The sequence below is a fragment of the Kitasatospora sp. NBC_00315 genome, from assembly GCF_041435095.1.
In the GTDB taxonomy this organism is placed as follows: domain Bacteria; phylum Actinomycetota; class Actinomycetes; order Streptomycetales; family Streptomycetaceae; genus Kitasatospora.
In genome coordinates this window covers 5,620,035-5,632,816 of sequence record NZ_CP108025.1, presented here as the reverse complement: position 1 = coordinate 5,632,816, position 12,782 = coordinate 5,620,035, and the positions used below count along the sequence as shown (strand labels likewise).

The 12,782-nt window shown below is 74.5% G+C and carries 10 protein-coding genes; all 10 read right to left on the bottom strand.

What is annotated here, in order from left to right; genetic code table 11:
• Nucleotides 1–65 precede the first annotated feature (65 nt).
• The 10 genes from OG823_RS23415 to OG823_RS23370 all read right to left on the bottom strand — a co-directional run bounded on the left by OG823_RS23415 (nt 66) and on the right by OG823_RS23370 (nt 12,696).
• Nucleotides 66–1,133 carry a hypothetical protein gene (locus tag OG823_RS23415; protein WP_371481571.1) on the bottom strand — a complete coding sequence of 356 codons (1,068 nt, stop codon included), beginning with the start codon at nt 1,131–1,133 and terminating at the stop codon, nt 66–68.
• 120 nt (nt 1,134–1,253) lie between these two features.
• A complete protein-coding gene (locus tag OG823_RS23410; protein ID WP_371481570.1) occupies nt 1,254–1,877 on the bottom strand; it encodes a hypothetical protein in 624 nt (207 codons plus the stop codon).
• 78 nt (nt 1,878–1,955) lie between these two features.
• A complete protein-coding gene (locus OG823_RS23405; RefSeq protein ID WP_371481569.1) occupies nt 1,956–3,278 on the bottom strand; it encodes a glutamate-5-semialdehyde dehydrogenase in 1,323 nt (440 codons plus the stop codon).
• Between the two features lie 138 nt (nt 3,279–3,416).
• Nucleotides 3,417–3,947, bottom strand: coding sequence for a hypothetical protein (locus tag OG823_RS23400; RefSeq protein ID WP_371481568.1), 531 nt, complete (start codon nt 3,945–3,947; stop codon nt 3,417–3,419).
• 163 nt (nt 3,948–4,110) lie between these two features.
• Complete coding sequence (proB, locus tag OG823_RS23395; RefSeq protein ID WP_371481567.1) at nt 4,111–5,247, bottom strand: glutamate 5-kinase; 1,137 nt, start codon at nt 5,245–5,247, stop codon at nt 4,111–4,113.
• 193 nt (nt 5,248–5,440) lie between these two features.
• Nucleotides 5,441–6,925: a GTPase ObgE gene (gene obgE / locus OG823_RS23390; RefSeq protein WP_371481566.1), complete on the bottom strand. Its 1,485-nt coding sequence runs from the start codon at nt 6,923–6,925 to the stop codon at nt 5,441–5,443.
• Nucleotides 6,926–7,047: 122 nt separating this feature from the next.
• Nucleotides 7,048–7,305 carry a 50S ribosomal protein L27 gene (rpmA, locus tag OG823_RS23385; RefSeq protein ID WP_057238555.1) on the bottom strand — a complete coding sequence of 86 codons (258 nt, stop codon included), beginning with the start codon at nt 7,303–7,305 and terminating at the stop codon, nt 7,048–7,050.
• A gap of 16 nt (nt 7,306–7,321) precedes the next feature.
• Entirely contained in the window at nt 7,322–7,636 is a 315-nt protein-coding gene (rplU, locus tag OG823_RS23380; protein WP_266323516.1) for a 50S ribosomal protein L21, read from the bottom strand.
• A gap of 219 nt (nt 7,637–7,855) precedes the next feature.
• Nucleotides 7,856–11,497 (bottom strand): ribonuclease E/G, encoded by a 3,642-nt coding sequence (locus OG823_RS23375; protein WP_371481565.1) that lies wholly within the window; start codon nt 11,495–11,497, stop codon nt 7,856–7,858.
• Between the two features lie 398 nt (nt 11,498–11,895).
• Nucleotides 11,896–12,696, bottom strand: a complete 801-nt coding sequence (locus OG823_RS23370; protein ID WP_371481564.1) for a TIGR03936 family radical SAM-associated protein — start codon at nt 12,694–12,696, stop codon at nt 11,896–11,898.
• Between the last annotated feature and the right edge of the window lie 86 nt (nt 12,697–12,782).

The following is a 12,782-nucleotide window of genomic DNA, read 5'->3' as shown; positions in this document are numbered from 1 at the left end:
CCGGCCCGCCGGGACGCGCGGATCAGGGGGCCGGGATCAGGGGGCCGGACGCGGGCCGCCGGGCTTCAGGGCGCCCCCGGGGCCAGCACGCCGCAGAGCTGCCAGGCCGGGACGCCGTGGTCGGCGGGATCGACGGCGGGCGGGGCCGGCGGCGCGGTGCCGCCGGCGGTGGCGAGGAGCGGCTGGAGGTACGCGCCCTGGGGGGTGCCGCAGGCCGCAGGGCCGGTCTGGACGGCGGAGTCGACCAGCCGCAGCTGGTCCGCCGCGAGGTCGGTGCGGTCGAACGTGAAGCGCAGCTCCCGGCGCACGCTCACCAGGGTGACGGGGGCGCTGGCCGCGGCGCCGTCGGCCTGCAGCGCGTAGACGAAGGTGTGGTCGGTGGTGATCTGCAGCGCGCCGTCGTCGGCCTCGTCGACCCGCATGGTGCCGAGGACCTTGACGGTGTCGGTGGCGAGCACGGTCCGCGCCGGGTCGAAGCGGACCATCCAGCCGGTGGCGGCGTGGTGCTGGTCGTCGCGCGGAGCCTCCAGGCTCTGGTCGAACTGCGCCTGCTGGCCGGTGGTGACGAAATCCCGGACCGCGCCCGTCGCGCCCTGGACCAGGGTCTGCCGGCTCAGCGAGGAGGCCACCAGGAAGCGCTGCACGGTGTCCAGTGCCTTGGCCACCTCGACGCGGGTGTAGTGCGCCGTGGCCGCCCCGGCCGGGGTGGCGAGGCCCGCCGTGCCGTTCGCGTACCCGGCGGCCAGGCCCGCGAACGGATCGGCCGGGTCCGCCGCGGGGAGCACCGGCGAGGTGGGAGCGAGTGTCACCAGGCTGACGGTGAGTTGGCTGCCGGAGACCTGGGCGCTCTGCCGGTTCGGCGAACTGATGCCGAAGTACACGGCGGCCGCGAACGCCACCACGATGAGCAGCAGCAGGGCGATCGCCTGCCGGGGTACGGTGCCCAGCGCGCCGAGGCCGATCCGGGCCCGGGTGGCGCGGCCGTGGCCGCTGCCGAGCCGCTCGCGCGCGGAGAGCTCCTGGATGCGGGCAGCTCGTACGAACGATTCGTCGAAGACGACAAATCGGTACTCGTCCTCGTTCCCTGAACCACCCTCGGGCGCACCCTCGGGGGGCTCTCGCGGGTCACCCATACAACCAGGGTAAGTCGCCTGGGCTTCCGCCACGAGTGCGCGCGCGTAACTTCTCCGCGACGTACGGTGATCGGCCCGGCGGGCCGGGGCGGCGGGCCGCGTACCGCCCCGCCGGGGCTCTCACCCCGCCGGGGCGATCACGGTGAGCGAGGGCACCGCGGAGGGCGGCGCGGAGGTGGAGCCGGGCGTGCTGCTGCCCGTCCCCGGCCGCTGCGTCGAGCGGCCGCCGGCCGCGCCCACGCCCTGGTAGACCGCCGCGACGGCCACCGCCACCAGGCTGACACCCATGATCACGGCCAGTACCCAGGCCACCGGCCGGTGCCAGCGCTGCTGGGCCACGCACCGGCCGCGCGCGGCCCGTACCGGGTCGTAGACGGCGTGCCGGCCCCAGCGGCCCGTCCGGCCCCAGCGCCCGGCCCGGCGCCGCCCGGCGGTCCGGCCCGGGCCGGACCACGGATCGGGGTAGCGGCGGTCGTCGTCGAGGCCGCCCGGGTAGGGCCGCAGCTCCAGCGGCAGCCCGTCACCGGTGCCACCGGACGGGAGGTCGTGGCCCCAGCCCTGCCCCGCGGTCTCCGGCTCGAACCGCGCCTCGGCGGCGGCCAGCTGCCGCTCCCTGGCGCTCGGCTCGTGCACGGCCGCGGAGCGGACGAAGGCCTCATCGAGGACCACGGTGGCGAACTCGTCGTCCGCATCACCGTGGTCGGCGTCGTCAGGGTACGGAGAACCCCCCACATCCTCAGCCACGGATTCAGCGTATTACCGGGCGGCCGTTTTGTCTGTGGCTCCTCGCAGTTACTCCGTCACACGTGTGACGCCGTTGGCTCACACGGCGGTGTCCCCGCCGCCCACGGTCTGCTCGGCCTCACCCCGGACATGGCCGTCACCAGTGACGATGTACTTGGTGGAGGTCAGCTCGGGCAGCCCCATCGGGCCACGGGCGTGCAACTTCTGGGTCGAGATGCCGATCTCGGCGCCGAAGCCGAACTCACCCCCGTCGGTGAACCGGGTGGAGGCGTTGACGGCGACGGTCGCGGCGTCCACCAGCTGGGTGAACCGGCGGGCGGCGCTCTGCGAGGCGGTCACGATGGCCTCGGTGTGCCCGGAGGACCACCGGCGGATGTGCGCGACGGCGGCGTCCAGCGAGGGCACCACGGCGGCCGCCAGGTCGTAGGAGAGGTACTCGGTCTCCCAGTCGGCGTCGGTGGCCGGCACGACGGTGGCCGGCGAGCCCTCGGCCGCCTTGAGCACGGCCTCGTCGCCGTGCACGGTCACCCCGGCGCCGGCCAGCGCGGCCAGTGCGAGCGGGAGGAACTCGTCGGCGATGTCCTGGTGGACGAGCAGCGTCTCGGCCGAGTTGCAGACGCTGACCCGCTGGGCCTTGGAGTTCAGCAGGATGCCCACCGCCATCGCGAGGTCGGCCCGGGCGTCGACGTAGACGTGGCAGTTCCCGGTGCCGGTCTCGATCACGGGGACGGTCGAGCCCTCGACCACGGTACGGATCAGCGAGGCGCCGCCGCGCGGGATCAGCACGTCGACCAGGCCCCGGGCGCGCATCAGCTCCTGGACCGACTCGCGGCTCTCGCCCGGCACCAGCTGGATCACGTCGGCGGACAGGCCGACCGAGGCCACCGCGTCGCGCAGCACGCCGGTCAGCGCCGTGTTGGAACGGTACGCGGAGGCCGAGCCGCGCAGCAGGACGGCGTTGCCGGACTTCAGGCAGAGCGCGGCGGCGTCCACGGTGACGTTGGGCCGGGCCTCGTAGATGATGCCGACCACACCGAGCGGCACCCGGACCTGGCGCACGTCCAGGGCGTTGGGCAGGGTGTAGCCGCGGACCACCTCGCCGACCGGGTCGGGCAGACCGGCCACGTCCCGCACGTCGGAGGCGATGGCCGCGATCCGCTCGTCGTTCAGGGTCAGCCGGTCGATCACGGACTCGGCGGTGCCGGCCGCCCGGGCCCGGGCCACGTCCTCGGCGTTGGCGGCGGTGATCTCGGCGCTCCGGGCCACCAGGCCGTCGGCGATCGCCAGCAGCGCGGCGTCCTTCGCCCGCCGCGGCAGCGGGGCGAGGTCGGCGGCGGCCTCCCTGGCGCGGCGGGCCACGGCGAGGACGGGACTGTCGGTGATGGCGAGGTCGCTGGTCATGCCCCACAGGGTAACGACTGCCGTGGGTCGCGCCAGGCCGTTTCGTCGGGTGAGACGCCGCACCGGCGGCGGTGCGCGGGGCCGCGCCGCCGTGGCCGCCCTCACCCGCCTCCCGCCCGCGGGCCGGAGCGGCGGGGCTCAGTACGGGTGGACGCCCCCCGGCTGCGGCCGGGGCTCCCCGAAGCCCTCCGCGACCCGCTGGTGGTAGGTGGCGCGGTCGACCACCTCCAGCCCGACGATCTCCCACGGCGGCAGGCCGGCGGTCGCCTTGTGCTCGCCCCACAGGCGCAGCGCGATGGCCGCCGCGTCGTGCAGGTCGCGGGCCTGCTCCCAGTAGCGGAGTTCGGCGTGGTCGGCGGCGTAGCGGGCGGTGAGGAAGAAGGAGTGGTCGTGGGCGAGCCGTTCCAGACCGGCTCGCAGCGCGGACAGCGCGGTGCTCTCGCCCGCGACGCTCAGCACCACGTGCCAGAGCCTGGCCTGATCCGGGGCGGCCGGCCGGGCGGGCGCCCCCTCGGCGCGCGCGGACGGCCGCAACTCCCTTACCGTGTCGGCCTCTTCGGTCGGCTCGGGGCGGGCCGGGCGGCCGCCGGCGGTCCGACCGCCCGCGATGCCGCCGAGCCTGCGCTCGGCCGTCGTTCCGGGCAGGGCTCCGTCGTGCGTGCGTCCCACCGGCGGCCTCCTGTTCGGTGATGTCCTGTCGTCCTGCGGGCCGGAGCAGCCCGGCCGGCCCGTACGGCTGCCGATCCCCCGCCCCGTCCCCGGCCCGGTTGCCCGGGCCACCCCGTGCCCGGACGGGCGGAAGGCACCCGCCCACCCCCTGCGGAGCGGCCCGTCAGCCGCGCAGGACGACCAGGTCGTCGCGGTGGACGACCTCGCGCTCGTACGCGGCCCCGAACTCCTGGGCCAGGTCACGGGTGGAGCGACCGAGCAGGCGGGGCAACTCCCTCGCATCAAAGTTGACCAGCCCGCGCGCCACGATGTGGCCGTTTTCACCAAGAAGGTCCACCGGATCACCCGCGGCGAAGTCGCCGTCGACCCGGGTGACCCCGGCGGGGAGCAGCGACGCGCCGCCGGAGACCACCGCCGCCACCGCGCCCTCGTCCAGGTGCAGGGCGCCGCGCGGGCTGCTGGCGTGGGCCAGCCAGAGCAGCCGGTCGGCGCTGCGGCTGCCGGTGCGCAGGAAGAGGGTGCCGGTGGGGCGGCCGGCCAGCGCGTCGGCGGCGTGGCTCGCGGCGGTCAGCACCACCGGGATGCCCGCGCCGGTCGCGATCCGGGCGGCCTCGACCTTGGTGACCATCCCGCCGGTGCCGACGCCCGCCTTGCCGGTGCTGCCGATCTGGATGCCCTCCAGATCCTGCTTGCCGCGCACCTCGGCGATCCGGCTGGTGCCGGGCCGGCTCGGGTCCCCGTCGTAGAGGCCGTCGACGTCGGAGAGCAGGATCAGCAGGTCGGCGCGGACCAGGTGGGCGACCAGAGCGGCGAGCCGGTCGTTGTCCCCGAACTTGATTTCGGCGGTGGCGACGGTGTCGTTCTCGTTGACGACCGGCATCGCGCCCATCGCCAGCAGCTGGTCCAGGGTGCGGTAGGCGTTGCGGTAGTGCGCGCGACGGCTGGCGTCCTCGGCGGTCAGCAGCACCTGGCCGACGCGGATGCCGTACCGGGCGAAGGAGGCCGTGTAGCGGGCCACCAGCAGCCCCTGGCCGACGCTGGCGGCGGCCTGCTGGCGGGCGAGGTCCGGCGGGCGGCGGTCCAGGCCGAGCGGGGCGAGGCCGGCGGCGATGGCGCCGGAGGAGACCAGGACCACCTCGGGGGCCTGCGGCTGGCTGCGGACCTTGGCGATGGCGTCCACCAGGGCGTCGACCCGGTCGGCGTCCAGACCGCCGGTGGCGGTGGTGAGTGAGGACGACCCGACCTTGACGACGATCCGCCGGGCGGTCAGGACCTCCTCACGGAGTGGCTGCTCGCTCATCGCGCTGGTGCCCTTCGCCGTTGCGGGACGGCAGGCGCGGGAGCCTGCCGCTCCCCGCAATCTACGCGATCCGGGTGAACGCCCCGTACGGCATTTCACCGGCTGGACGACCGGGGCGCCCGGCGCCGGACGGACGGACGGCCCCCGCCTCCCGGAGCGGGAGGCGGGGGCCGCGGGCGGGACCGGCGGACCGTCAGTGGTCCTCGTCGTCGCCCTCGTCGATGGCGCCCGTGCGGCCGCTGGAGAGCGCCTCGAAGGCCAGGTACTCCGACTCGGCGGCGTCGCGGCCCTTGGCCTTCTCGCGACGGCGGTCGACCGCCGGGCGCGGGTTCTCGAAGCGGTGGTCCTCGCCACGACGGCCGAGCATCTCGGCGCCGGCGGCCATCGTCGGCTCCCAGTCGAACACGACCGCGTTCTCCTCGGGGCCGATGATGACGGTGTCGCCCTCCTTGGCGCCGACCTTCCAGAGCTTGTCCTCGACACCGAGGCGGGCCAGGCGGTCGGCGAGGTAACCGACGGCCTCGTCGTTGGAGAAGTCGGTCTGGCGGACCCAGCGCTCGGGCTTGATGCCGCGCACGTGGTACGAGCCGTCCTCGGTCTCGGTGACGGTGAAGCCGGCGTCGTCGACGGCCTTGGGCCGCAGCACGATCCGGGTGTTCTCCTCGACCGGCTTGGCGGCCCGGGCCTCGGAGACGATCTGCGCCATCGCGAAGCTCAGCTCGCGCAGGCCCTTGCGGGAGGCGGCGGACACCTCGAAGACGCGGTAGCCGGCCTCCTCCAGGGAGGCGCGGGTGATGTCGGCCAGATCCTGGCCGTCCGGCACGTCCACCTTGTTCAGCGCGACCAGCCGGGGACGGTCGTCGAGGCCGCCGTACTCGGTGAGTTCGGCCTCGATGGTCTCCAGGTCGGTCAGCGGGTCGCGGCCCGGCTCCAGGGTCGCGCAGTCCAGCACGTGCACCAGGACGGAGCAGCGCTCGACGTGGCGCAGGAACTCCAGGCCCAGGCCCCGGCCCTGGCTGGCGCCCGGGATGAGGCCGGGGACGTCGGCGACGGTGTAGATCGTCTCGCCGGCGGTGACCACACCGAGGTTGGGGATCAGGGTGGTGAAGGGGTAGTCCGCGATCTTCGGCTTGGCGGCGGAGAGCACCGAGATCAGCGAGGACTTGCCGGCGCTCGGGTAGCCCACCAGGGCCACGTCCGCGACGGACTTGAGCTCCATGACGATGTCGCCGGCCTCGCCGGGCTCGCCGAGCAGCGCGAAGCCGGGCGCCTTGCGGCGGGCCGAGGCGAGCGAGGAGTTGCCGAGGCCGCCGCGGCCGCCGGCGGCGGCGACGAAGCTGGTGCCGTGACCGACCAGGTCGGCCAGCACGTTGCCCTCGCGGTCCATCACGACGGTGCCGTCCGGCACCGGGAGGACCAGGTCGTCACCGGTGGAACCGGTGCGGTGGCCGCCCGCGCCGGGCTTGCCGTTGACGGCCTTGCGCTTGGGCGAGTGGTGGTACTCCAGCAGCGTGGTGATGCTGGAGTCCACGGTGAGGATGACGCTGCCGCCCTCACCGCCGTTGCCACCGTCGGGACCGCCCAGCGGCTTGAACTTCTCCCGGTGTACGGAGGCGCAGCCATGGCCCCCGTTACCCGCGGCGACGTGCAGTTCGACGCGGTCCACGAAAGTGGTCATGGGGTGTGCCTCTCAAAGAACAGGGAAAAGACCAAAGGTTGAAACACGGAGGGTGGACCGGAACATTCCGGTCCACCCTCCATGAATCCTACCGAATGCCGCTTGACGCGACGTCAGGAAGATCAGGCCTCGACGGCCACGATGTTGACGACGCGACGACCGCGGTGGGTACCGAACTGGACCGCGCCGGCGTTCAGCGCGAACAGGGTGTCGTCGCCGCCGCGACCGACGCCCGCACCCGGGTGGAAGTGGGTGCCACGCTGGCGGACGAGGATCTCGCCGGCGCTGACGACCTGGCCGCCGAAGCGCTTCACGCCGAGGCGCTGGGCGTTCGAGTCGCGGCCGTTGCGGGTAGAGCTTGCGCCCTTCTTGTGTGCCATCTCGCTATCCCCTTACTTACTTCGCGGAGTCGATGCTGGTGATGCGGACGGCGGTGTGACGCTGGCGGTGACCCTGGCGCCGACGGTAGCCGGTCTTGTTCTTGTAGCGAAGGATGATGATCTTCTCACCCTTGGTGTGGTCGACGACCTCGGCGTGAACCTTCACACCGGCGAGGACCCACGGGTCGGAGGTGACGGCCTCGCCGTCGACAAGCAGGATGGTCGACAGTTCGACCGAGTCACCCGGCTTGACGTCAACGCGGTCAATCTCCAGCACGTCGCCGATGGCGACCTTGTGCTGGCGGCCGCCTGCGCGAACGATCGCGTACATGCGGTACCTGCTTTCTCTACTCGGTCGGAACTCTCGATGCCAGCCGCCTGGGTACGGACACAGTCGGCCTCCCCCGTTCCCCGAAGGGTTCAGGAGGTGATCTGCTCGGGAGCATGGCGTAGACACGCCGATGTTCAAGAATACGGATCGGTTGCCGCCTGGGCAAACCGGGCCGTACGACCGGGAGCGGACGGTGACCGCCCGCTCCCGGCCATGGGCCTACTCCGCCGCCGAATCACCCTCGGCGGCCGCTGCCTTCTTGGCCGCCGCGCTCGTCCGCTTGGTCGCGGTCTTGCGGGCGGTGGTCTTCTTGGCGGGCGCCGCCGTGGTGTCGGCGACGGCCTTCTTCGCGGCCGTCTTCTTGACGGCGGCCTTGCGCGGGGCCCGCTTCTTCGGTGCGGGCGCCTCCTCGGCCTCCGCCTCGGCGGGAGCCTGCTCGGCCTCGGCCTCGGCCACGACCTCGGGCTCGGCCACGACCTCCGCCGGGGCGGCGGGGGCCTGCGGCTCGGCCACGACGACGGCCTCGGGCTCCGCCGGGGCCGTCTCGGCGGCGGCGAGCGCCGCCTCCATGGCCGCGTCGGCGCGGGCCTGCAGGACGACGATCTCGGCCTCGGCGGGGGCGCCGGCCGGGGCGGTGGCCTTGCGGACCGCGCGGCGGCGGGTGCGGCCGCCGGCCACCGGGGTGGCCGGGATCTCGACCAGGCTCGGGCGCTCCTGCTCGGCGGGGGCCGGCTCGACGGCGGGGGCGGGCTCGACGGTCTCGGCCTGCTCCGCCGGGACGTCGATCACCAGCTGCTCGCCGCCGGAGACGATCTCGAACTCCTCGTGCTCGTGCTCGTGGTCGTCGCCCTCGTCGATGCCGTCCTCGTCCAGCAGGTGCGGCAGCGGCTCCTCGTGCGCGGCGCCGCCCTTGCCCCGGCGCCGGCGCTTGCCGCCGGTGGCGGAGGCCTCTCCGGAGGTGCCCACCGGGCCACCGCCGCCACCGGGGGCGGTCGGCTGCTCCATGTGCACGATGACACCGCGGCCGTTGCAGTGCACGCAGGACTCGGAGAAGGACTCCAGCAGGCCCTGGCCGACCCGCTTGCGGGTCATCTGGACCAGGCCCAGCGAGGTGACCTCCGCCACCTGGTGCTTGGTCCGGTCGCGGCCCAGGCACTCCAGCAGGCGGCGCAGCACCAGATCCCGGTTGGACTCCAGCACCATGTCGATGAAGTCGATCACGATGATGCCGCCGAGGTCGCGCAGCCGCAGCTGGCGGACGATCTCCTCGGCCGCCTCGATGTTGTTGCGGGTGACGGTCTCCTCGAGGTTGCCGCCCTGGCCGACGAACTTGCCGGTGTTGACGTCGACGACGATCATCGCCTCGGTCCGGTCGATCACCAGCGAACCGCCGCTGGGCAGCCAGACCTTGCGGTCCAGCGCCTTCATCAGCTGCTCGTCGATCCGGTACGTCGCGAAGACGTCCACGTCGGACGTCCAGCGCTGGAGGCGCTCGGCGAGGTCCGGGGCCACGTTGGAAACGTACTCGTGGATGGTGTTCCACGCCTCCGAGCCGGAGACGATGACCTTGGTGAAGTCCTCGTTGAAGATGTCGCGCACGACCCGGACGGTCATGTCCGGCTCGCCGTAGAGCAGCGCCGGGGCGTTGCCGCCGGCGGCCTTCTTCTGGATCTCCTCCCACTGCGCCTGCAGGCGCTGCACGTCACGCGTCAGCTCGTCCTCGCTGGCGCCCTCGGCCGCGGTGCGCACGATGACGCCCGCGTCGTCCGGGACGATCCGCTTGAGGATCTGCTTGAGGCGGGCCCGCTCGTTCTCGGGCAGCTTGCGGCTGATCCCGGTCATCGAGCCCTCGGGGACGTACACCAGGTAGCGGCCGGGGAGCGAGATCTGGCTGGTCAGGCGGGCGCCCTTGTGGCCGATCGGGTCCTTGGAGACCTGCACCAGCACGGACTGGCCGGACTTCAGCACCGACTCGATCCGGCGCGGACCGCCGTGGCCGCCCAGCGAACCGAAGTTGACCTCACCGGCGTACAGCACCGCGTTGCGGCCCTTGCCGATGTCGACGAAGGCGGCCTCCATCGAGGGCAGCACGTTCTGGACCTTGCCCAGGTACACGTTGCCGACGTACGAGGTGGCCTGCTCCTTGTTGACGTAGTGCTCGACCAGCACGCCGTCCTCCAGCACGCCGATCTGGGTGCGCTGGCCGTTCTGGCGGACCACCATGACGCGCTCGACCGACTCGCGGCGGGCCAGGAACTCGGCCTCGGTGATGATCGGCACCCGGCGGCGGCCCAGCTCGCGGCCCTCGCGGCGGCGCTGCTTCTTGGCCTCCAGGCGGGTGGAGCCCTTGATGGACTGCACCTCGTCCGGGTCGAACGACGGCTCGGTGGAGCGGCGGCGCGGCTCGCGCACCTTCACGACCGTCCGGACGCCGTCCTCGGCGGAGACGCTCTCGGCGGGCTCGGCGCCGCTCTCACCGCTGCGGCGGCGACGGCGACGACGGCGACGGGAGGAGGCCAGGCCGGAGGCCAGGTCGTCGTCCTCGTCGTCCTCCTCCTCGACCCGGGCGGCCGGCTCCTCGGCGCTCTGCTCGGCCTCGTGGGTCTCCGGCTCGAACTCCTCGGCCTCGCCCCGACGGCGGCGGCGGCCACCCCGACGGCGACGGCGGGACGGACGGCCGTCCTCCTCCCAGTCGCCGTCCTGCTCGGGACCGGCGGTGACGGGCTCGGCCTTCGGCTCCGCGGCCGGCACCGGGGCGGGCGCGGCCACCGGCGCCGGCGCGGCGGAGGCGACCGGAGCGGCCTGCGCGGCCGGCTTCTCGGCCGCGGCGGGCCGCTGACGGGAGGGGGTCTGCACCCGGACCTGGGTGCGGGTGCGGCGACGGCGGCCGACGCCGCTGTACTCGAACTCGTCGTCGCCCTCGACCGGAGCGGCCTGCGCGGCCGGCTTCTCGGCCGCGGCGGGCGCGGCGGCGGCCACGGGGGCCGGGGCGGCGGCCGGCGGCGCGGCCTGAGCCGGTGCCGTTGCCGGTGCCTGTGCCGGTGCGGTGAAGGACGCGGGCTCCTGGAAGACCGGAGCCTGGAAGATCGCGGTGGACGGACGCACCGCACGGCGGCGGGCCCGCGGCGGCTCGGCCGACCCGACGGGCGCGACCACCGGGGCGGGAGCGGCCACCGGGGCGGGAGCCGGCTCGGCGGCGGCCACCGGCTGCGCGGCGGGCTCCTCCTCGGCGGGCTCCTCCGTCGCGACCGGGGTCTCCTCGACCACCGGGGCGCTCTCCACCACGCGGCGGCGCCGGGCGCGGCGGGCGGGTGCGGCCGGCGCCTCCTCGGCGGCGGGCTGCTCGGCGACGACCGGCTCGGCCTCGGCGGCCGGGGTCTGCGCGGCCGGGGTCTCGGCGGGCGCTCCGGCGGGGGCCTCGGCACGCTTACGGGCACGGCGGGCCCGCACCGGCTTCTCGGGCGCGGCCTCGACGGCGGGCTCGGCGGCGGCGGGCTCGGCCGCGGCGACCGGCGCGGCGACGGCCGGTGTGACGATGGTCTCGGCGGCCTCGGGCGCCCCGGCGGGGGCCTCGGCACGCTTACGGGCACGGCGGGCCCGCACCGGCTTCTCGGGCGCGGCCTCGACGGCGGCGGGCTCGACGGCGGCGGGCTCGACGGCGGCGGGCTCGGCCGCGGCGACCGGCGCGGCGGGCTCGGCGGCCACCACGGTGTCGGCGGTCTCGGCGCCCTGCGGCGCACCGGCCGGGCGGGAGACCGCACGGCGACGGCGGCGCGGCGGAGCGGCGGAGGCGCCCTCGGTGCTGCCGGCATCGCTGCCGGCGGCGGCGGCGGACTGCTGCGGATCGGTGTTATCGAGCATGCGGGTGGATCTCCCGTCAGGCCCCCGGGCTCCGCATCGGGCACGGCGTGGCACCGGTGGCCGGCCGGCCTCCTCACGGATGCCTTGCCGGACCCTCAACGGTGCCACCGTGCGGACGCGAGGCCGCACAGGGGCTCGTAGTCTCGCTCGGCTCCCCGCACAGTTGCGGGGTGTCGAAAGTCTTCTGGTCTGACCAGTCTTCTGAGGTTTTCCCAGGCTGCGCCGTCCCCCAACCCCGGGTGGCTCCCGGACGGGGTCCTCGGGCCCACCGACCATCGGGGTCGGCGGGCCACAAGGGGCGGCCTGTGCTTCGCTTCGACGACGCTCGCTCCCCTGGGGAGCCGCGGGGGCCTGGAGCGCCAGACGGTCCAGTGGTTGCTGGACCCGGCCTCCGCCCGCTAGGCGGACGCGGTTGCGCGCGGCTCGGCGGCCTCTACAGGGCCGGCCGGGGCCGCGGCGCGGTCGAGCGCCAGCGGGTCGGTCACCGTGCCGGTCTCCTCGTCGAGCGGCCCCTGCGCCAGCCTGGTCACCTCAGCGGGGACCGGCGGCGCCAGGTCGGCCGTTACACGGAGACCGGACAAAACGTCGTCGGGTCGTACGGCGGGTGTGGCGTGTCGTACTACCAGGCGCAGTATCGCACAGGGACGGGCCGTCCGAACATCGGACTCCCCCTCCGAGTGTCCGTCCGGACCAATTCCCACCTGCGGCGAGACGATCTCAAAGGCCGCAACCGGCCCGCGCGCGTCGAAGCGGCGCACGCCGTTCTTGGTCGTGCGCTCGACCTCGACCTCCTCGGCCGCGAGGAAGAGCGCGACCGCGCGGGCGGCCTCCTGCGGCTCCACGCCGTCCAGTCGCACCAGCCACTCGGAGGCCTCCAGGCGCTCCACGAAGTTGGGCGTCCGGACCTCGACGGCGTCCGTGATGTCCAGCCCGGGCGGCAACGACGCGTCGAGCAGCGCGCGCAGCTCCTCCGGGTCGCGGACACCGGCCAGACCGATCTCCAGGTACTCCGCCTCGCTGGCCACCCCGGTGGGGGCGGCGTTGGCGTACGAGACCTTGGGGTGCGGCGTGAAGCCGGCCGAGTAGGCCATCGGCACGGCCGAGCGGCGCAGAGCCCGCTCGAAGGCGCGCTGGAAGTCACGGTGGCTGGTGAAACGCAGCCGGCCGCGCTTGGTGTAGCGAAGACGGATGCGCTGCACCGTCGGCGCGGGCGGCGGACCGTCGGGCGTGCGGCGTGCCAGGGCACTCAGTCCTTCGTCAGTCTCCGTGTCCGGCCGCGCCCATC

Coding starts and splice junctions, on each gene's coding strand:
- OG823_RS23415 (WP_371481571.1), bottom strand. CDS start 1,133: ATGGGTGACCCGCGAGAGCCCCCCGAGGGTGCGCCCGAGGGTGGTTCA.
- OG823_RS23405 (WP_371481569.1), bottom strand. CDS start 3,278: ATGACCAGCGACCTCGCCATCACCGACAGTCCCGTCCTCGCCGTGGCC.
- proB (WP_371481567.1), bottom strand. CDS start 5,247: ATGAGCGAGCAGCCACTCCGTGAGGAGGTCCTGACCGCCCGGCGGATC.
- obgE (WP_371481566.1), bottom strand. CDS start 6,925: ATGACCACTTTCGTGGACCGCGTCGAACTGCACGTCGCCGCGGGTAAC.
- rpmA (WP_057238555.1), bottom strand. CDS start 7,305: ATGGCACACAAGAAGGGCGCAAGCTCTACCCGCAACGGCCGCGACTCG.
- rplU (WP_266323516.1), bottom strand. CDS start 7,636: ATGTACGCGATCGTTCGCGCAGGCGGCCGCCAGCACAAGGTCGCCATC.
- OG823_RS23375 (WP_371481565.1), bottom strand. CDS start 11,497: ATGCTCGATAACACCGATCCGCAGCAGTCCGCCGCCGCCGCCGGCAGC.